Below are 19,008 nucleotides of genomic sequence, written 5' to 3'. Positions count from 1 at the left end.
CGACGGCACGGCAGGCTGATCACACGTCCGGGACGGGGCGGATTCCACCGGCCCGGCGGGGGCGCGGTGCCCGACTCCCGGCCACTCCCCGGCGACAGGGCCCCGACCTCGCCCTGGTGTGGCGCATCACGACGATCGTGGCCGCGGCGGCGATCGCGCTCGCCGTCCTGCTGCCGCTGATCTGGATGCTGCTGGCCTCGCTCCGGCCGGAGCAGGACATCGTGACGAGTCCGCCGACGCTGTGGCCGCGGTCCTTCACCCTCGAGCACTACGCCGACATCTGGAAGGAACTGCCGTTCGCGACGCTGTACCGCAACACGGTCGTCTTCGCCGCCACGGTCACCGTCGTCTCGCTGTTCTTCGACTCCATGGCCGCCTACGCCCTCGCAAGGCTCGACTTCCGCGGCCGCGAAGCGGTCTTCGTCATCGTCCTGATCATGCTGATGCTGCCGTTCCAGATCACGCTCGTCCCGCTGTACGACCTGCTCAATAACCTCGGTCTGGTCAACACGTTCACGGGGATGATCGTCCCGCGTGCGACCAACGCGTTCGGCATCTTCTTCCTGCGCCAGTTCTTCCTCTCCCTGCCGAAGGACCTGGAGGAGGCGGCGCGCGTCGACGGCGCCTCGGAGTGGCGCATCTACTGGCGCGTGGTGCTGCCGCTGGCCCGCCCCGCGCTGCTGACGCTGGGCCTCTTCCACTTCCAGTTCAACTGGAACGACCTGCTCTGGCCGCTGATCATGACATCCGACACCAGCCGGGCCACGCTGCCCGCCGGGCTGTCGCTGTTCATGGGCCAGCACGTCACGCAGTACGGACTGCTCATGGCCGGGGCCGTGCTCTCGCTGCTGCCGGTGATCGTGCTCTTCCTGCTGATCCAGCGCAGCTTCGTGCAGGGCATCGCCACGACGGGCCTCAAGTGAGCCCCAAGTGACGGACGGGACAAGGGAGTCGGGAAGGAGCCGGGAATCGTGACGCGACCGCGCTGGTTCGAGGACGGGCGGCTGCGCTTCGCCGTCGGCATCGAGGACACCTTCGTGCCGCAGGAGTCGCCGGGCCACCGCAAGCTCGACGAGTACGAGCTCACGCAGCACTACGCGCAGTGGCGCGACGACCTCAGCCGTGCCGCCGACGCGGGCGCCGAGCTGATCCGCTGGGGCATCCCCTGGTACCTGGTGGAACCGGAACCGGGCCGCTTCCACTGGGAGTGGATCGACGAGGTCGTGGAGCATCTGGACCGGCTCGGGCTGCGCTGCGTCGTCGACCTGATGCACTACGGGACGCCGCTGTGGCTGGAGGACGAGTTCCTCAACCCGGCCTACCCGGAGCGCGTCGCTTCGTACGCGGGCGCCGTCGCGGAGCGCTACCGCGGCAGCCTGACGGACTGGACGCCGCTGAACGAGCCCGTCATCAACGCCGTCTACTGCGGCGAGCAGGGCACCTGGCCGCCCTGCCTGCACGGCGACGGCGGCTTCGTGAAGATCCTCGTCCAGCTCGCGCGCGGCATGGTGCTCACGCAGCGGCGGATCGCCGACGTCCAGCCCGAGGCGGTCTTCGTCCACGTCGACGCCGGGTTCCGCTGGGCGGACGAGGCGGGTGGGGAGGACGAGGAGGCATCTCCGCTCGCTCCGCCCGAGGCATCCCCGCCCCGTGAAGCCGGAGCGGCGCGTCCGGCTCCCCTGGAGCTGCTGAAGGAGCGGCGCTTCGTGGCCCTCGACCTCGTGCTGGGCCGCGTCGGCGAACACCACCCGATGTACGGCTACCTCACCCGGCACGGCACGACCGGCGAGGAGTTGAGGTGGTTCCGCGACAACGCGGTGACGCCCGACGTGATCGGCGTGAACTACTACCCTGCCTTCAGCACGGTGCGCCGCGATCCGCGCACCGGCGCCACGGAACCCGTCGAGGCGGGGACCGCGGGCCTGACCGATCTGCTGCACACGTACGCCGCCCGCTACGATCAGCCGCTCTTCGTCACCGAGACCAGCCGCGGCGCCCCGGCCGCCGAGCGGCTCGCGTGGCTGGAGGAGAGCGTGGCGGCCGTCCGCGGGCTGCGCGCCGGGGGAATGAACCTCGTGGGCTACACCTGGTTCCCGTTCTTCGCCCTCGTCGACTGGCTCTACCGCGAGTCGGACGAGCCCATGGACCGCTGGCTGATCCAGATGGGCCTGTACGACCTGGAGCGCGACGCCGACGACGTGCTGCGCCGCCGCGCCACCCCGGCCGTCGCCCGCTTCCGCGAGCTGGCGCGGGCGGAAGCGGGCGACTCAACGGCGCGGACGGCCGAACGCCTGGACGGCTGAACGGCCGGGCGCCGCCGCCTACTTGGCGATCAGAACAGCCAACGACCTCCCGCCCAGCCGGTACTTCCCGCCCTTGCCTCCGACGGCCTTCTCCGAGCCGGGCTCGGCGACCTGGTCCGCGCCCTCCGAGCCGCCGCCCGTGTCGGTGACGCGGTGCCACTCCTTGCCCTCGCCCGGGTCGGGAAGGGTGAAGTCGACCGCGCCGGCAGCCCCGTTGTAGGCGACGTACAGGCCGTCTGCCGGGTCGCCGAGCTCGCTGCCGTCGAGGCGCCAGGCCAGCGCGTGGTTGGACGCGCCGTTCCAGTACGCCTCGTCCGGCGCGGCACCCGCCGGCGTGAACCAGTCGAGCTGTCCCATGCCGTCGCCGTCGGCGTCCTCGCCCGTGTAGAAGCCGGCGGGCCGCAACGCCGGGTGCGCCTTGCGGAATTCGAGCAGCCGGTGCGTGTACGTACGGAACGTGCGCTGGCCGTCATCGGGCTCGTGGCGCAGCCAGTTGGCCTCGTTGTCGAGGTTGTACGGGTTGTTGTTGCAGCGCGTGGTGCGCAGGGTCTCGTCGCCGCCCGTCATCATCGGCGTGCCCGCCGAGAGCATGAGGAAGGCGAAGCCGTTGCGTGCGGCCTGCCGCTGGTCCGCGGCCCCGCCGCCCTGGTCCCAGGAGAAGTTGTCGTCGGAGCCGCCGTCGGAGGGCCCGTACGGCCACGCCTGGTCGTTCTTCTTCTCGTTGCAGGCGTAGAGGTCGTGCTGTGTGAAACCGTCGTGCGCCACCATGAAGTTGACCGACGCGGACGGGCGCCGCCCGTCGTCGCCGTACAGGTCGGAGGAGCCTGCGAAGCGCGTGGCGAGCTGCTTCGGCGTCACCTCCTCGACGCCCAGCTTGTTCTGGTCGGTGCGCAGGGTGTCGCGGTACTTGCCGTTCCACTCCGACCAGCCCGCGGGGAAGTTGCCGATCTGGTACGTGCCGTCGCCCAGCGCCCAGGGCTCGGCGATCCAGTCGGTGCCCTCGCCGCCGCCGGCCCCGCGTGCGGGCATCTCCTCCGTGATGCGGTGCAGCGCCGTCTTCGGGTCGGTGGCGCTGTAGTGGAAGCAGCCGTGCTCGCAGGTGTTGCCGAGCACCGGGGCGAGGTCGTGCCGGAAGCCGTCGACGCCGAGGGTGTCCTTCCAGTACTTGAGGGAGTCGACGACGAGGTTCTGCGCGACGGGATTGCGGGTGTTGAAGTTGCCGCCGACTCCCGTGTTGTCCATGGGTTCCTGGCGGTCGTCGGTCAGGGAGTAGTACGCCGGGTTGTCCAGTCCGCGGTAGGAGTGAACGCCGTAGGTGTTCTTGTCCCCCTTCTTCCACGGGCCGCCCTCCCCGGTGTGGTTGTAGACGACGTCGGCGATCACCTTGATGCCGGCGTCGTGGTACGCCTTGACCATGGCGCGGAACTCGCGGGTGGGGCCGCCGGGTGAGTCGTCGGCGGCGTAACGGCGGTCGGGGGCGAAGAAGTTGTCGGTGACGTATCCCCAGTAGTTGTCGTCCTTGCTGCTGGCCGGGTCGGCGTCGTTGGCGTCGTTCTGCGACTCCTGCATGGGCAGGAACTCCACGGCTGTCACGCCGAGTTCGGCCAGCTCGGCGGCCTTGGCAGCCGCACCCTTGTACGTTCCGCGTTCGCCTGCGGGGACGGAGGGGTCGTTCTTGGTCAGGCCGCGCAGATGCACTTCGTAGACGATGTCGTCCTTGAGCGCGCGCTTCGGCTTCTCGCCCGTGCCTCCCCCGTCGCCCGGGGCGGTCTCGGGGAGCACGAGGCCCTTCGGCGCCTGTGCACCGCTGTCCTCGGTGCGGTGCGCGGGTCCCGTGCCGTAGACGCCCTTGTCGGTCATGCCCTCGCGCAGCGGGTCGTGGCTGACCTCGCGGGCGTACGGGTCGAGCAGCAGCTTGTTCGGGTTGAACCGGTTGCCCTCCTTGTCCACGTCGGAGACGAATCCGGCCGCGGACCCCTTCGTCCAGTCCTTGTCGTAGGGCCAGTTGGGGCCCCAGGCGCGGTAGCCGTAGTAGACGGTGCCGTCGATGCCGTACTTCTCGCGGAGTTCGCCGACGCCGACCGTGGCCGTCCACGTGCCTCCCCCAGAGCCTTCGGCCTGGGTGGGGGTCCCCCCAGCGGAGCGAGGGGGCGTGCCCCCAAGGCCGGACTCCTTCTCCAGGAGCAGGCTGCCCTTCTCCGAGGCGCCCGCGGGCTTGTCGTAGAGGTCGACGGCCATCCGCGTCGCGGCGGAGGAGCGGACGCGGAAGGTGATGTTCTCCCCGCCCGAGTCGTAGTGGGCGCCGAGAGCGGGCGCCTTCTCCCCCGCGGCGAGGGCTCGTTGGCCATCGGCGGGCGGGAACCCGAGGGCCGCCGCGAGCACGGCGAGCACGAGGCCCGCGAGGACGAGCACGAGGAGTGTCCGTTGACGGGCCGCCGCCGGCTGTCCGTCAGGGGACCGGAACGGAAGCCCGTTCAGTGGGATGCGCGTACGCACTACGGCTCCTTCACATCGCTTCGGAAGGGCCGCACGCGCCAGCAGCCGGACGTCGATTCCCTTGTGTCCAGGGGAACTTGAAGGGAACGTAACGGCGCCGCGGAGACGTGTAAAGACTTCCCGCAACATTCAGCCGGTTCTTGCGGGAGCGAAATGCACCCAACAACGCCTGCCCGGAGGGGTGTTGGGTGAGTGAGGCGCAAGTCGCCCTGGGTCACGGCGCGCCATCCTTCACTGTTTCTTCACAGCAACGTTTCATTTCCGTCCCGCATCGGTGTTCGAGGGGATGGAAGGCTTCGCAGCGGCCGATCACCATTCGGCCGGTGCCGTGCTGCGACCCCCACACAGCGCACTCGGCGCCACACCTCGGGGAGAGGACGCCAACAGTGGACTTGATACGTTCCGCCGCGCGCCGCAGAACGCTCGGCGCACTCGCCGGCACCGCGCTGATAGCCGCCGTCATTCAGATCCCGGCCTCCGCGGGCACGGCCACCGCACCGGACAGGAGCTCCGGGGCACAATCCGCCTTCAGCGCCGCCGAAGACGACGACTACTACCAGGACGCCGAGGGCAAGACCGGCGAAGAGCTCAAGAACGCGCTGCACGGCATCATCAGCAAGGACGTCAAGACGCTCTCGTACGACGAGGTCTGGGACGCGCTGAAGGAGACCGACCAGGACCCGGACAACAGCGGAAACGTCATCGAGGTCTACAGCGGCAAGTCCGTCTCCAAGGACAGCAACGGCGGCGGCGAGGGCGACTGGAACCGCGAACACGTGTGGGCCAAGTCCCACGGCGACTTCGGAACGGCCAACGGCCCGGGCACGGACGTCCACCACCTGCGCCCGGAGAACGTGAAGGTCAACAGCATCCGCGGCAGCAAGGACTTCGACAAGGGCGGCAGCGAAGTCGAGGGCGCGCCGGGCAACTTCTCCGACGACGACTCCTTCGAGCCGCGCGACGCGGTCAAGGGCGACGTGGCCCGCATGATCCTCTACATGGACGTGCGCTACGAGGGCGACGACGACTTCCCCGACCTGGAGGCCAACGACGAGGTCGACAACGGCTCCAAGCCCAACATCGGGAAGATCTCCGTCCTGAAGCAGTGGAGCGAGGAGGACCCGCCCGACAAGTTCGAGGAGAACCGGAACCAGGTCATCTTCGACAAGTTCCAGCACAACCGGAACCCGTTCATCGACCACCCGGAGTGGGTCAAGGAGATCTACAAGTAGACAGATCGGCCACGAGCCGGTCCCGTCCGCGCACTCCGTGACAGCACTGTGCCCTCGTCCCGCTCCGGGACGAGGGCACAGCCGCGAGGTCGCGCGCCCGGAATCTCAGTACTTCTTCGGCCGGTACGCGTCGTACTCGTCGCTCCCGATGCCGTAGCTGCGCGTGCTGTGGTCGGTGCCGTGTCCGCCGCGCTGCTCGTAGGCCCGGTAGGACTTGTGGGCGGAGCTCGTCCACTTCTCGAAGATCACGACGTGACGGGTCGTCGAGCTGCCGTTCGCGTCGATGATGAGGTCGCCCTTCTTCAGCTGCGACATCTTGATCTTGTTGGTGAACTGCGACGAGGCGAGGCCCACCGTGTTCGTGCCCGGCTTCCCGTACTTGAGCGCCATGCTCACGTAGCCCGAGCAGTCCGTGCGGTACCCCTGGAACGTCTTGCTCTGGCTGTACGGGACCTGGTGGCCGTCGATCGCGGTGAGCCAGGTCCTGGCCCGCTTGATGACGGTGTCCCGGCTGATGGTGGCCTCGGCCCCGGCGTCCGCCTTCGCCTCGCGCGACTGCGTCGTACCGGCGGAGTCCGCCGGACCGTCGCCGGCCATGGCCATGGGCGCGAGGGGTGCCAGTACGGCGGCGCCCGCGACCATGGGAAGAGCAATGCGCATCGTGCGGTTCATGTGTTCCGATCCCCGTGATTCGTGGATTTCCCAGAGGGCTGACAGCCGGGCATTCACGGATCAGAGATTCCGGCCCCCGGCCCGGCGTCGGGACACTAGGCAGGGTGAAGTGAACACGTCAATATTTTCCGGGTACTCCCGCCCATACCGATGACGAATGTCAGGCGGTGAGCGGGAGTTCGGGGTCCGGGCCCCTGCGGGGAATGCCCGCGCACCGAACGACGGCTACGCCGCCGGGCCTCACGCCTGTGACGTGCGGCTGCGCAGCCACCGCAGCAGCAGCCCCAGCAACGTGGCGTTGATGACGGCCGCCACCGCGAGCAGGATCACGAAGAGCGGGAGCGTGACGGCCGACGGCAGCAGGAAACCGGCTCCGCCCGCCAGAAGGACGACGAGAAAGCTGGTCGGCAAGGTCGCGAAAATCGGCCAGACAGCCGCGATCGACGGGCCTTCGTTGTTGCCGAGAACGGCGTCGGCGACCGTCCAGATCAACAAGGCCGCGCACACGGCGAGATAGCCGCGCGAGAGCCAGTTGTCCGTGGCCGCCGAGAGAATCCGTCTCCAGCCGCCGCGATCCCGCATGCTCGCCTCCCCGCTCGGTCGCCCGAAGCCCGCGATGCCGGACGGGCCGTCACCCGCGTGATACCGCAGCCCGTACCGCGTCGTCGAGAGTGGGGTGCACATTGAGTACGCCCGTGATCCCCGTCACCTCGAACAGCCGCTCCACGAAAGGGCGCAGCGGCCCGGCCAGATGCAGGGACGTACGAGAGTGGGTGCGCAGCAGCAGGTTGAGCGCCGAGGAGTCCGCGAAGCTGACCCGCGAGAGGTCCACGACCAGCCTGCCGGGCTGTGTGCTCAGCACCTGGTCGAGCACCGGGACGATGTCCTGCACGGAGTTGAGGTCCAGTTCGCCGGAGAGCGCCACCACGTCCACGCCCTCCCGGCTGTGCCGCGAGACCACGGGACCGCGGCCGTTCGCAGCGGTCACCGCCTCCGCCTCGAGCTCCTCGTTCAGCCCCTGGGCGGGCGGCTCATCCGTCGGGTCGTCACCGGTCGTCACAGCGTCTTACCTTGTCACACGCCGCACTGTCCGGCGCTCAACCGACCCGGCTGGGATGCAGCCACTGCGCGCGCAGCGTCTTGCCGCGCGCCGAGGTCAGCACCTCCAGGGAGTCGGCGCACTGCTCCGCGATGCGCAGCCCCCAGCCGCCGCTGCCGTCGAGCCTCCCGGGACTCCAGCGCGGCGGGAGCGGCATCGTGTCCGTGACATCCACTCGGACGCGGTGCCGTTCGGCCTCCACGCGCAGCTGCCACTGCCCGCGGGCGTGGCGCTGTGCGTTGGTCACGAGCTCGGACACCACCAGGAGCACTCCGCCCAGGTCCACCCAGGCGCAGGCGCGCGCCAGATGCTGCTCGACGGCCCTCCGCGCCTGCCCGATGTCGGTGTACACCGAATCCACCAGCAGGACTTCCTGTTCCCCGTCGCCTGTCACCGTACGGCTGTGACCCGCAGGCACAGGCATCACCTCCCGTCCTCTGCCGAGGACGCTGTCACCCGGCGGGCGCCACGCACGTCCGCATCTCTTCGTACGGACGGCCGCCGCGCGCGCCGTGGTCGGTCGGTCGGTCCCACATCCGCTTGCCCAACCACGGGCGCCTCATGCCAACGGCCCTTCGGCGGACGCCACAAGACTGTGCAAAACAGAAGATAAGCGACAACACTTCGCGCCCTGGGGCTTGTTCGCGGTGAAGCGGGGTAGACGGAAGGGCCCGACGTGTTCCACCGAACTGAAGGGCAGGTCCACGCGATGACATCCGCAACGCCGACCGTCACGACAGCGGAAGAGGCCGCCGCCGGCGCGCCGTCCGTACTCGCAGGGCGGGGAGCCGGAGGCGCATCGCAGGGGCTGCCCGCGATCGACGAGCCTTCGAGGCTCGCTCCCGAGGACGCGCGCCAGCTCTCGAAGTCCCTCTTCGACCGGCTCGCCGTCCTCGAAGAGGGCACGCACGAGTACCAGTACGTGCGCAACACCCTCATCGAGATCAACCTGACGCTCGTACGGTATTCCGCGCGCCGCTTCCGCTCCCGGGGCGACGACATGGACGACATCGTGCAGGTCGGCACGATCGGCCTCATCAAGGCCATCGACCGCTTCGACCTCTCGCGCGAGGTCGAGTTCACCACCTTCGCGATCCCGTACGTCGTCGGGGAGATCAAACGCTTCTTCCGTGACACCACTTGGGACGTACGAGTGCCGCGCCGCCTCCAGGAGATGCGCATGGACCTGGCGCGCGCGAACGACAAGCTCACCTCGCGGCTGGGCCGTTCGCCTCGCGTGAGCGAGCTGGCCGAGCATCTGGGCGTGAGCGAGGAGGAGGTCGTCGAGGGGCAGGTCGCCGCCAACGGCTACAACTCCTCGTCGCTGGAGGCGACCGTCAACGACGAGGAGGGCGAGGCCTCGCTGGCCGACGTGCTGGGCGAATGCGACGAAGCCATGGAACTCGTCGAGGACTTCCACGCCCTCAAACCGCTGCTCGCCCAACTCTCCGACCGCGACCGGAAGATCATCGAGCTGCGCTTCGGGGAGGAGCTGACGCAGGCGCAGATCGGTGAGCGGCTGGGCCTCTCCCAGATGCACGTCTCCCGGCTGCTGGCCCGCGCGCTGTCAGGGCTGCGTGCGGGCATGCTCGCGAGCGGCTGAGTCCGCCTGAGGCTCTGAGCCCCGGCCGAGGCCGGACCCGCCGGCCGCCGGCTGCGCCGGGAGCGGAACAGCGGGTCGGCGGGCCGGCGGGTCGGCCGGTCAGTGACTGCCGCGGCCGAGCGGGCAGTCGTTCGTCAGCTCCGCCTGCGACGCACCGTCCGGCCTGTGCACCGTGTGGCTGCGCGGCGGCTGCCGTCCGTCGTCGAGCCAGCGCTCCAGCGCCGTGAACGCCGAGCGGTGGCAGGGCGTGAGCGGCCGGAGCCGGGCGGGGAAGGTGTCGGCGAGCGAGTCGACGTGGTTGCCGTCCTCGACGCGGTAGTAGCGGAAGAGCTTGCCGCGGCCCGAGTCGTGCACCATGCGGGCGTAGACGTCCGAGTCCTCGCCGATGGGCAGTAGCGTGTCCAGGGTGCCGTGCAGCGTGATCAGCGGCTTGCCGATCCTGCCGGTCAGCCCGGCCTTCGCGGCGGCGCGGCGGACCTCGTCGGGGCGGTCGCCGTACTCGTAGTCCGCGTCGCACGGCGGTCCGTCGGGGTCGCCCGGCGCGCAGAAGGGGGTGCCCGCCTCCGTCGCGCCGTCGAAGTCCGGGTCCATCTCCTCCCGGTACACGCGCTGAGTGAGGTCCCAGTAGTTCTTGTGGAAGTACGGCCACAGGAACTCCGAGCCCTTCGGGAATCCGGCGTCGTACATCGCCTTCGCGGCCTTCTCCGCGTCCGGTCCGCCCTCCGCGTACGCCGGATAGTGGCGCAGCGCCCGCGGCAGGAACGTCAGCAGGTTCGGGGACCGGCCGCCGGCCCGCCACAGCGTGCCCTCCCAGTCCACGCCGCCGTCGTACAGCTCCGGATGGTTCTCCAGCTGCCAGCGCACGAGATAGCCGCCGTTGGACATGCCGGTCGCCAGGGTGCGCGAGGGCGCACGCCCGTAGTGGCCGGCGACCGTCGCGCGGGCGGCGCGCGTGAGCTGGGTGACGCGCTGGTTCCACTCGGAGAGGGCGTCCCCGGGTGTGCGCCCGTCGCGGTAGAAGGCCGCTCCGGTGTTGCCCTTGTCGGTGGCGGCGAAGGCGTAGCCGCGCGCGAGCGCCCAGTCCCCGATGGCACGGTCGTTGGCGTACTGCTCGCGGTTGCCGGGTGAACCGGTCACGACCAGGCCGCCGTTCCAGCGCGCCGGGAGCCGCAGCACGAACTGGGCGTCGTGGCCCCAGCCATGGTTGGTGTTGGTGGCGGAGGTGTCCGGGAAGTAGCCGTCGATCTGGACGCCCGGCACCCCGCTCGGTGTGGGCAGCTTCTCCGGCGTCAGGCCGGCCCAGTCGGCGGGGTCGGTGTGTCCGCTCGCCACGGTGCCCGCCGTCGTCAACTCGTCGAGGCAGGCGGCCTCTTGATGTGCGGCGCCGGGCACGTGCGGAGTCTCCGTACGTGCACAGCTTCGGTCCGCGTCCTGTTGTGGGGCCGCGGCACTGCCCGGCGTGGGAAAGGAGAGCAGTGCCGCGGAGAGTGCGGCGACGGTCGCGAAGCGGTACGGGCGTACGGCGGCGCTGCTGGCCCGTTTCATCGGCGAGGCCTCCAGGATGGCTGTGTCCGGCCGGGTGGGGGCGGCCGTGGGCCGGTCTCCGGCGTGGTGAGTGCCCGAAGGCTATGAGCCGCCGCAACCCGCGGCACACGTGACGAGCCGCCACCTTCGGGGCCCAGAGGGTGGTGCGCAGCCACACGCGGCGGGCACTCGCGCCGGTCGTGCGCACGGGGCCCGCGCCGCGTTCGCGGAGGGTGTCTCCGGGGGCCGGGCCTCCCCCTCGCCTCGCCGGGAGGGGGAGGCCCCATGAGCCGGCCGAACCGGCCGGACCAGCCGAACCGGCCTATGCGGCAAGCCCGTTGATGCGGTACTGCATGCAGCGGTAGTTCCGGTTGTCGTACCACTGGCTGACGATCATGTGGAAGTCCTCGAACGTCGAGCCGGGCACGATGAAGCCGCCGTACGGACTGGCCACCGCGTTCCCGCTTTCATTGCCCGGCGACGTCGGCACGATGACCGTCTGCTCCGGGGTGGCGAACAGATCCGACGTCGGCGTCGCGAAGATCTGCACCCGCATGTCGAGCGGATCCATGTTCAGCCAGCTGAGCGCGTACTTGCCGCCCATCGCTCGCAGGCAGATCTCGCCCCACCTGCGGGGCCGGGTCACGGTGGTGGCCGCCTTGCCCCAGCCCCAGGAACCGTCCGGGGCACCCCACGGCTCGTACGCCGCCGGGTCGCCGACCCTGTCGTGCGGGACGCGGTGCAGCAGCAGGCCCGACTCCACGTCGCGGTTGAAGACGGACGAGAGGACGTAGCAGTAGCCGTCGTCCGCCACCGCGTAGGTCTTCTGCTGGAACTGGCCGCCCAGCATGTCGCCCGGCCACTGGCACAGGTACTCCCAGTTCTCGCCGTTGTCGGTCGAGCGCCAGAAGTCGCTGTGGTGGGTCCTGTGCAGCGGGCCCCGCATCAGATGCATGTAGAGCGTGTCCCCGATGGCGAACACGTCCGAGGGCAGGGCCGTGTTGTTGTTCTGGTGGTCCTCGGGCACGAGGCCCTTGGCGTGCGCACCGCCGACGCTGCCGTCGATCGTGAGCGAGGCCGGGTCGGTGCTGCTGGAGCGGAGCGCGACGGGTGCGCGCCAGTCCCCTTCCAGCGCGACCTCGCCGTCGTAGGTGTCGCCCGCGAGGTAGAGCATGCCGCCGCCGGGGCTGAGGACGGGGATGCCCAGATCCGTCCACTGCGCCCCGAACGCACCGGTCTCCTGGGGGCCCGTAAGGTTCTTGATCTTGGTTCCGTTGATCGCCCTGGGCCCTGCCGTCGCCCCTGCCCTCACGTTCGCGCTCGCCCCCGGACTCCCGGTCGCCGCGTGCGCGGCGCCCTGCCCGGCGCCGACTCCCGCCGCCGCAACGGCCGTTGCGATGCCGGCGCGGAGCACCGTACGCCGGCCCGCACCCGTCCCCGCGGACCTGCCCAGGTGGTCGTGCATCTCGCTTCCCCCTTCTTCCCGTTCTTCAGAACCACTGCTTCCGGGAGCGGGACGGCGGCCACCGCCCCGTGCGCGGCGGGCGCTCGAAGTGCCGCACAGCGCCCAGGTGGTGAGCAGGCCGTGCCCCCGTTTACCACGTCGTGCCCGTCTCCCCCGCTGCCCCCTGGCCGTTCTTCGCCGTCCTTGGCCGTTCCGAGTACGTGCTGCTCGGGCGCCGCCCGGGTCAGTGGTAGAGCACCGACTGGATCCGCGGATCGTCGATGTTGCGCCGGTCGTACCAGTAGTAGCCGGTGTTGATCACCTTCGGCAGCTTCTTCCCCTTGATCGCGGCGACCGACGCGCGTACGACCTGACGGCCGATGGCGACGGGGTTCTGGGTGATCGCACCGGTCATGCGCCCCTCGTCGATGGCGTTGATCTGCCCCTGCCCGGAGTCGAATCCGACGGTGGCGATGTCCTTACGGCCGCTCTCCTTCACGCCCTGGAGGACACCCATCGCCGATCCCTCGTTGCTGCCGTAGATCCCCTTGACGTCGGGGTTCGAGGCGATGATCGCCTTGGTGATGTCGGCGGACTTGGTCTGGTCGCCGCCGCCGTACTGGACCGGCAGCAGCTTCACCCCCGGCGCGTGCGCCTTCATCCACTTCGTGAAGCCGTCGCGGCGGTCGATGCCGGAGCCGGCGGTCTGGCTGTGCACCACCAGCGCGACCTTGCCCTTGCCGCCGACCGCCTTGGCCATGTGCTGCGCGGCCTCCGCCGCGGCGGCCTTGTTGTCGGTCGCCGCGGTGGTCACCGGAATGTCGCTCTCCACGCCGGAGTCGAAGGCGACGACCGGAGTACGGCTGCGCTGCGCCTTCTTCAGATACGGCTCCAGCGCACGGGAGTCCAGCGCGGCCAGCCCGACAGCGTCCGGCTTCTTGCCGATGCTGTTGGCCAGCATGTTCACCTGCGCCTCGACATCTGCCTCGGTCGCGGGACCCTCGAAGCTGATGGTGGCGTTCTGCTTCCGCGCCTCCTGCTCCGCGCCCTTCTTCACCGCCTGCCAGAACTGCTGCTGGAAGCCCTTGGAGACGATCGCGATGTACGGCTTGCCGCCTCCCGCACCCGTCTGCTCGCCGCCGGAGCCGGCGCTGCACGCGCTGAGCGCGAGAGCCGCGGCGACGGCCGGCACGGCGGCGAGCCGCACCCTCTTCGGCCCCGTCATGCCCTGCTCCGGCGCGCGTTGTCCGCGTACACGGCGGCGACGATGACGCAGCCCAGGATGACGTTCTGCCACTCCTGCGGCACCGAGGTGATCTGGAGCCCGTTGTTGAGTACGGAGATGATGAGGGCGCCGATGACCGTGCCGACGATCGAGCCCTTGCCCCCGGAGAGCGACGTGCCGCCGATGACCACCGCGGCGATCGCCTGGAGCTCGTACCCCATGCCCGTGGCGGGCTGCGCCGAGCCCAGACGCGCGGAGATGAGCACGCCGGCGAGGCCGATGAAGAGCCCGGAGACGACGTAGACGACGAGCTTCCACTTGCGCACGTCGATGCCGGAGAGCGCCGTCGCCTCCTCGTTGCTGCCGATGGAGTACGTGTAGCGGCCCAGCAGCGTCTTGTTGAGCACGACGCCGCCCAGCACCGCCGCGAGCGCGAAGATGAGCACGGCGTTGGGAAAGTCGGCGCCGGGGATGACGCTGCCGGTGGAGATGTCCGCGTAACCGGACTCCTCCGAGAAGTAGATGGGCGCGCTGCCCGAGACGACCAGCGCCAGCCCCTGAGCGACGAGCATCATCGCCAGCGTCGCGATGAACGGCGGCAGCTTCAGCACCGTGACGTTCAGCCCGTTGACGAGCCCGATCAGCGCGCCGAACAGCAGGGTGCCGAGCACGCCGAGCCACACCGGCACCCCCGCCTCGACGATCATCACGCCGCCCATCACCGCGCACAGGGCCATGCCCGTGCCCACGGACAGATCGATGCCGCCGGTGACGATGACGAAGGTCGCGCCGAGCGCCAGCGTCCCGATGACGACCGTCGAGAACAGCATCGAGGTGATGTTGCTGTAATTGAGGAAGTTGGGGCTGGCGAACGAGAAGAAGACGAAGATGGCTATCAGGCTTGCGAACGCGAGCAGTTGCTGGACCCTGCCCAGCACTCCGCCGCGCAGGCCGCCGGACGGCGTGCCGCCTGCGGTCTCCTGCTCCGGCGTGGCCACTGTCGAGGCTGTCATCCGAACATCTCCTGCCTGCTGCCGTGTGCCGTTGCGGATGGCGGTGCCGCGCCCGTCCCGGCGGGCTCGGGGCGCAGCGTCGCGTAGTGCATGACCTTCTCCTGCGTGGCCTCGTCAGCCGTGAGTTCGCCGGTGACGCGGCCCTCGCACATCACGACGACGCGGTGCGACATGCGGAGCACCTCGGGCAGGTCGGACGAGATCACGATCAACGACTTTCCCTGCTCCGCGAGTTCGTCGACGATGCGGTGGATCTCCTCCTTGGCGCCCACGTCGATGCCGCGGGTCGGCTCGTCGAAGATGAGGATGTCGCAGTCCTTCAGCAGCCACTTGGCGATGACGACCTTCTGCTGATTGCCGCCGGAGAGGTGCTTGACCGTCTGGCCTGCCGAGGGGGTCCTGATGCGCAGCTTCTCGATGAACTCCTCCGACTTCGCGCGCATCGCACGTGAGTTGACGAAGCCCGCCGACTGGAAGCGCTGCTTCATCGAGCCGATCCCGATGTTGGTGTCGACGTCCTGTTCCAGCAGCAGGCCGAAGTTCTTGCGGTCCTCGGAGAGGTAGCCGATGCCCAGACGGGCCGCGTCCGCCGGGTTGTTGATCCTCACCGTGCGGCCGTCGAGGGTGACCGTGCCGGCGGTGACCGGATCGGCGCCGACAAGGGCGCGGGCGAGTTCGGTGCGTCCGGCGCCCATCAGCCCGGCAAGGCCGAGGATCTCGCCCCGCTTCAGCTCCAGCGACACGTCCTTGAGCAGGTCCTTCGTCGACAGGCCCGTGACGGTGAGCACCGTCTCGCGGTCCTCGCGCACGCCCTGCGGCCCTGCTCCGCCGTCGAGTTCGCGGCCGACCATGAGCGAGACGACCTCGCGCATCGGGGTGTCCGCCGCGTCCAGGGTGTCGACATAGTGACCGTCGCGGATCACGGTGATCCGGTCGGCGACCGACTTCAGCTCCTCCATGCGGTGGGAGATGTAGATGACGCCGTTGCCGCGGTCCTCGGCGCCCGTGTCCTCGGTGGCGCCCTCGATGCCGCGGGTGAACCGCCGTATCAGCGCATGCAGCGCCCGCACCTCGGCCTCGTTGAGCGCCGCGGTCGGCTCGTCCATGATCAGCACTCTCGCGTCGTACGACAGCGCCTTGGCGATCTCGACCATCTGCTGCTGGGCGACGGTCAGTTCACCGACGCGCCACCGCGGGTCCAGCGGCAGTTCGAGCCGGTCGATGAGCCCGGCGGCGCGGTCGTTGAGGGCGCGCTCGTCCAGCAGCGGGCCGCGGCGCGGCTCCCGTCCGATGAGGATGTTCTGCGCGACCGTCAGGTCGGGCATCAGGTTGAACTCCTGGTGGATGATGCTGATCCCGAGCTGCTGCGCATGGCGCGGCCCGGTGATGCGCACCGTCTCGCCGTCCAGGGCGAACTCGCCCGCGTCCGGAGTGTGAATGCCCGAAAGCAGCTTCATGAGCGTCGACTTGCCGGCGCCGTTCTCACCGACGAGGGCGAGCACCTCGCCGTGCCGGAGGTCGAGACGCATGTCCTGGAGCGCCCGTACACCGGGGAAGCTCTTGGCGACGCCGCTCACCCTGAGCAGCGGCGCCGCCGCGCCGCTCCCGGCCACCGCGCTGTGACCGCTCTCCATCTCCAGCGCCTCCCCACAAGCTCTAGAAATCGATTTCAGCAGAGCTTAGGAAGCACGCATCAAGGCGTCAATGGCCTTGCCGGACCTCCATACGGTCTCCATAGGACGGGCCGGTCGCAGGGTTGAAATCGATTCCCGGAGCGGGCACTTGGGCCGGGGCAGCGGGACGACGAAGACGGAGAACGGCCCGTCCCGCGCCTCTGGCGACGGGTGGCGCTGGAACGGGCCTGTCGTGAATGCCGAAGGTGCCGGGAGCCGGGAGCCCCGGGAGCACCCCGAAGCCCGGTCAGACCGTCATCGGAGTGCGCTCCGCCGAGGGCTCGTGGGCCCGCGCCGCCACCTCGGCCTCGACCTCCCGGTGCAGCCGCTCGCACGTACGGCTGATGAGGCGCGAGACGTGCATCTGGGAGATGCCGAGCTGCTCGGCGATGCTGCTCTGCGTCATGTCGCAGAAGAACCGCAGATAGAGGATGTAGCGCTCGCGCTCCGGCAGATTGCGCAGCTGCGGCTTGACGGCCTCGCGGTAGGTCACGCGGTCGAAGCCGGGCTCGGTGGCGCCGAGGGTGTCGAGCAGCGAGTAGCCGTCCTCGTTCTTCGACAGCTCGGCGTCGAGCGACAGCGCGCTGTAGCTCTCCAGGGCCTCCATGCCGATGACGACGTCCTCCTGGCTCAGCCCGCTGTGCTCGGCGATCTGCGCCACGGTCGGCGAGCGGTCGTCGAGGGTGACGCCGAGCTCACGGCTGCTGGCCCGTACGCGGTTGCGCAGCTCCTGCACGCGGCGCGGCACGTGCAGGTCCCACATGTAGTCGCGGAAGTGCCGCTTGATCTCCCCGACGATGGTCGGGACGGCGAAGCTCTCGAAGGCGCATCCGCGAGCCGGGTCGTAGCGCGCGACGGCCTTGACCAGGCCGAGCGCGGCGACCTGCTGCAAGTCCTCCAGGTTCTCGCCGCGGTTGCGGAAGCGCTGGGCCAGGCGGTCCGCCATCGGCATCCAGGCCCGTACGACCTCCTGACGGAGCTCCTCCTTCTCCGGCCCGTCCGGCAACGACGTGATGCGCTCGAAGTGGGCCGCGGTGTCGGGTGCATCGTCATGCGGGTGGCGTGCGTGCTTCGCACGGAAACGAACTGCTGACATGACCTGCTGCCTCCCGGTGCGCGGTGAACTACGGGTAGCGCGTCACCGCGGGAGCCGACACAGCGATCAAGCGCGGCGGCGCCGACCGCCCTCCCGCAGCTGTGCCTACTGGCCGAAGCACAAGGTGTTCAAAACACCCGAAGAGTAATTACACCGTTCATTACTCCCGATCCCCTTCAAACTACGTCGAGGCGGACTCATGTGCCACACGTACGCCATGTTTCGCCGGAGCCCATTCGGTGACGCACACGAGGGCCCCGGGTGCGAGCGGTGCACCCGGGGCCCGGAATCGGGGGAGCGAGAACGGCGGTGAACGGCGGGGTACAGCGAGTAACGCAAGGGCGCCGGCAGCGAGCGCGGTGCACCGGGACGGGAGTCAGCGCACAGGCAGTCAGCACACATGCACAGCGCGCGGAACTTGCGCGTACCTCCCGGGAGTCAGCCCCCGGGAGTCAGCCCCCGGAGCTCGCCTCCTCGCGCTCGCCCTCGGCGATCGCGTCGGCGACCTCGGCGGTACGTTCGGCCTCCTCCGCGGCGAAGCGCTCCGCGTCGAGCTTCTCCGCGATCTCCTCGTCCTGGGCCATCAGCAGGTCCAGGTTCTGGTTTCCCATCTCGAAGACGCCCATGTCCACGTACGCGCGCTGGAGCCGCTCGCCCCACAGCCCGATGTCGCGCACGCACGGCACGATGCGGCTGAACAGCAGCTGCCGGAAGAGCTTCAGGAAGTCCGACTGCTCACTGAAGGTCTCGGCCTCCTCCCGCGGGATGCCGAAGTTCTCCAGCACCTCGACGCCCTTGAGGCGGTCCCGCATCAGATAGCAGCCCTCGATGACGAAGTCCTCGCGCTCGCGCAGTTCGGCGTCGGTGAGCTGCTTGTAGTAGTCGCGCAGCGCCATGCGGCCGAAGGCGACGTGCCGGGCCTCGTCCTGCATGACGTAAGCGAGGATCTGCTTGGGAAGCGGCTTGTTGGTCGTATCGCGGATCATGCCGAAGGCGGCGAGCGCGAGCCCTTCTATGAGCACCTGCATCCCGAGGTACGGCATGTCCCAGCGGGAGTCGCGGAGGGTGTCGCCCAGCAGCGCCTGGAGGTTGTCGTTGATCGGGTAGACCATCCCGACCTTCTCGTGCAGGAAGCGCCCGTAGATCTCAGCGTGCCGGGCCTCGTCCATGGTCTGCGTCGCGGAGTAGAACTTCGCGTCCAGGTCGGGTACGGACTCCACGATGCGCGCCGCGCAGACCATGGCGCCCTGTTCTCCGTGGAGGAACTGGCTGAACTGCCAGGACGCGTAGTGCTGCCGCAGGTCCGCGCGGTCGGCCTCGCTCATCTTGTCCCAATAGGACGTGCCGTACAGGGACATGGCCTCGTCGGGGGTCCCGAGCGGGTCCTTGGGGTCGACCTCCAGGTCCCAGTCGATGCGGCGCTGCCCGTCCCACTGCTTGTCCTTGCCCTTCTGGTAGAGGGCGAGGAGGCGGTCGCGACCGTCGTCGTAGTCCCAGCTGAAGCGGGCGGCTCCGGAGGCCGGCACCTCCCACTCACCGGCTCCCGGGCTCTGGACGTAGAGGTCGTGTGTGGACATGGACGCCTCCTGGCACTCCGGGCTGCTGGGCCTCCCCGGGGCCTACTGGCC

General features: G+C 69.6%; 16 protein-coding genes. 4 read left to right on the top strand and 12 right to left on the bottom strand.

Annotated elements, in window-relative coordinates:
* The first annotated feature begins 116 nt into the window (after positions 1 to 116).
* Both QQM67_RS03835 and QQM67_RS03830 read left to right on the top strand, forming a co-directional pair.
* The gene (locus QQM67_RS03835) at positions 117 to 923 is read left to right on the top strand and encodes a carbohydrate ABC transporter permease (RefSeq protein ID WP_314172075.1); all 807 of its coding nucleotides are present in this window, start codon (positions 117 to 119) and stop codon (positions 921 to 923) included.
* Between the two features lie 48 nt (positions 924 to 971).
* Entirely contained in the window at positions 972 to 2,303 is a 1,332-nt protein-coding gene (locus QQM67_RS03830; protein WP_314172074.1) for a family 1 glycosylhydrolase, read from the top strand.
* Between the two features lie 18 nt (positions 2,304 to 2,321).
* On the opposite strand, the gene QQM67_RS03825 is transcribed toward QQM67_RS03830, so the two are convergent.
* Positions 2,322 to 4,799 carry an isoamylase gene (locus QQM67_RS03825; RefSeq protein WP_314172073.1) on the bottom strand — a complete coding sequence of 826 codons (2,478 nt, stop codon included), beginning with the start codon at positions 4,797 to 4,799 and terminating at the stop codon, positions 2,322 to 2,324.
* A 386-nt stretch (positions 4,800 to 5,185) separates the two neighbouring features.
* Here QQM67_RS03825 and QQM67_RS03820 point away from each other — a divergent pair, with 386 nt between their 5' ends.
* Positions 5,186 to 6,031, top strand: a complete 846-nt coding sequence (locus QQM67_RS03820) for an endonuclease I family protein (RefSeq protein WP_399065114.1) — start codon at positions 5,186 to 5,188, stop codon at positions 6,029 to 6,031.
* Between the two features lie 105 nt (positions 6,032 to 6,136).
* On the opposite strand, the gene QQM67_RS03815 is transcribed toward QQM67_RS03820, so the two are convergent.
* The 4 genes from QQM67_RS03815 to QQM67_RS03800 form a co-directional block, all read right to left on the bottom strand.
* Positions 6,137 to 6,703 carry an NlpC/P60 family protein gene (locus QQM67_RS03815; protein ID WP_314172072.1) on the bottom strand — a complete coding sequence of 189 codons (567 nt, stop codon included), beginning with the start codon at positions 6,701 to 6,703 and terminating at the stop codon, positions 6,137 to 6,139.
* Between the two features lie 240 nt (positions 6,704 to 6,943).
* Positions 6,944 to 7,285 carry an SCO4225 family membrane protein gene (locus QQM67_RS03810; RefSeq protein WP_314172071.1) on the bottom strand — a complete coding sequence of 114 codons (342 nt, stop codon included), beginning with the start codon at positions 7,283 to 7,285 and terminating at the stop codon, positions 6,944 to 6,946.
* Positions 7,286 to 7,334: 49 nt separating this feature from the next.
* On the bottom strand, positions 7,335 to 7,763 hold the full coding sequence (locus QQM67_RS03805; protein WP_314172070.1) for an STAS domain-containing protein: 429 nt from the start codon (positions 7,761 to 7,763) through the stop codon (positions 7,335 to 7,337).
* A gap of 37 nt (positions 7,764 to 7,800) precedes the next feature.
* On the bottom strand, positions 7,801 to 8,226 hold the full coding sequence (locus QQM67_RS03800; RefSeq protein WP_314172069.1) for an ATP-binding protein: 426 nt from the start codon (positions 8,224 to 8,226) through the stop codon (positions 7,801 to 7,803).
* A 285-nt stretch (positions 8,227 to 8,511) separates the two neighbouring features.
* On the opposite strand from QQM67_RS03800, the gene QQM67_RS03795 reads away from it, so the two are divergent.
* Positions 8,512 to 9,405 (top strand): RNA polymerase sigma factor SigF, encoded by an 894-nt coding sequence (locus QQM67_RS03795; protein WP_314172068.1) that lies wholly within the window; start codon positions 8,512 to 8,514, stop codon positions 9,403 to 9,405.
* Between the two features lie 99 nt (positions 9,406 to 9,504).
* Here QQM67_RS03795 and QQM67_RS03790 read toward each other — a convergent pair whose 3' ends face one another.
* From QQM67_RS03790 to QQM67_RS03760, 7 genes are all read right to left on the bottom strand, one after another.
* The gene (locus QQM67_RS03790; RefSeq protein WP_314172067.1) at positions 9,505 to 10,950 is read right to left on the bottom strand and encodes a tannase/feruloyl esterase family alpha/beta hydrolase; all 1,446 of its coding nucleotides are present in this window, start codon (positions 10,948 to 10,950) and stop codon (positions 9,505 to 9,507) included.
* 301 nt (positions 10,951 to 11,251) lie between these two features.
* Entirely contained in the window at positions 11,252 to 12,394 is a 1,143-nt protein-coding gene (locus QQM67_RS03785; protein WP_314172066.1) for a DUF4185 domain-containing protein, read from the bottom strand.
* Positions 12,395 to 12,617: 223 nt separating this feature from the next.
* Complete coding sequence (locus QQM67_RS03780; protein WP_314172065.1) at positions 12,618 to 13,598, bottom strand: ABC transporter substrate-binding protein; 981 nt, start codon at positions 13,596 to 13,598, stop codon at positions 12,618 to 12,620.
* On the bottom strand, positions 13,595 to 14,611 hold the full coding sequence (locus QQM67_RS03775) for an ABC transporter permease (RefSeq protein ID WP_314172064.1): 1,017 nt from the start codon (positions 14,609 to 14,611) through the stop codon (positions 13,595 to 13,597). The genes QQM67_RS03780 and QQM67_RS03775 overlap by 4 nt, the downstream gene beginning before the upstream one ends.
* On the bottom strand, positions 14,608 to 16,245 hold the full coding sequence (locus QQM67_RS03770; RefSeq protein WP_314172063.1) for a sugar ABC transporter ATP-binding protein: 1,638 nt from the start codon (positions 16,243 to 16,245) through the stop codon (positions 14,608 to 14,610). Before QQM67_RS03770 ends, QQM67_RS03775 begins: the two co-directional genes overlap by 4 nt.
* 286 nt (positions 16,246 to 16,531) lie before the next feature.
* Complete coding sequence (locus QQM67_RS03765; protein ID WP_314172062.1) at positions 16,532 to 17,380, bottom strand: SigB/SigF/SigG family RNA polymerase sigma factor; 849 nt, start codon at positions 17,378 to 17,380, stop codon at positions 16,532 to 16,534.
* Between the two features lie 452 nt (positions 17,381 to 17,832).
* Positions 17,833 to 18,957: a ferritin-like domain-containing protein gene (locus tag QQM67_RS03760; protein ID WP_314172061.1), complete on the bottom strand. Its 1,125-nt coding sequence runs from the start codon at positions 18,955 to 18,957 to the stop codon at positions 17,833 to 17,835.
* Positions 18,958 to 19,008 lie beyond the last annotated feature (51 nt).

The organism is Streptomyces winkii (genome assembly GCF_032248595.1).
Taxonomy (GTDB): domain Bacteria; phylum Actinomycetota; class Actinomycetes; order Streptomycetales; family Streptomycetaceae; genus Streptomyces; species Streptomyces winkii.
This window is presented reverse-complemented; position numbering and strand designations above follow the sequence as displayed.

Excerpts from the sequence above, each read along its gene's own strand:
- QQM67_RS03815 (WP_314172072.1), bottom strand. The coding sequence starts at position 6,703 with ATGAACCGCACGATGCGCATTGCTCTTCCCATGGTCGCGGGCGCCGCC.
- QQM67_RS03810 (WP_314172071.1), bottom strand. The coding sequence starts at position 7,285 with ATGCGGGATCGCGGCGGCTGGAGACGGATTCTCTCGGCGGCCACGGAC.
- QQM67_RS03800 (WP_314172069.1), bottom strand. The coding sequence starts at position 8,226 with ATGCCTGTGCCTGCGGGTCACAGCCGTACGGTGACAGGCGACGGGGAA.
- QQM67_RS03795 (WP_314172068.1), top strand. The coding sequence starts at position 8,512 with ATGACATCCGCAACGCCGACCGTCACGACAGCGGAAGAGGCCGCCGCC.
- QQM67_RS03790 (WP_314172067.1), bottom strand. The coding sequence starts at position 10,950 with ATGAAACGGGCCAGCAGCGCCGCCGTACGCCCGTACCGCTTCGCGACC.
- QQM67_RS03785 (WP_314172066.1), bottom strand. The coding sequence starts at position 12,394 with ATGCACGACCACCTGGGCAGGTCCGCGGGGACGGGTGCGGGCCGGCGT.
- QQM67_RS03780 (WP_314172065.1), bottom strand. The coding sequence starts at position 13,598 with ATGACGGGGCCGAAGAGGGTGCGGCTCGCCGCCGTGCCGGCCGTCGCC.
- QQM67_RS03775 (WP_314172064.1), bottom strand. The coding sequence starts at position 14,611 with ATGACAGCCTCGACAGTGGCCACGCCGGAGCAGGAGACCGCAGGCGGC.
- QQM67_RS03770 (WP_314172063.1), bottom strand. The coding sequence starts at position 16,245 with ATGGAGAGCGGTCACAGCGCGGTGGCCGGGAGCGGCGCGGCGGCGCCG.
- QQM67_RS03765 (WP_314172062.1), bottom strand. The coding sequence starts at position 17,380 with ATGTCAGCAGTTCGTTTCCGTGCGAAGCACGCACGCCACCCGCATGAC.
- QQM67_RS03760 (WP_314172061.1), bottom strand. The coding sequence starts at position 18,957 with ATGTCCACACACGACCTCTACGTCCAGAGCCCGGGAGCCGGTGAGTGG.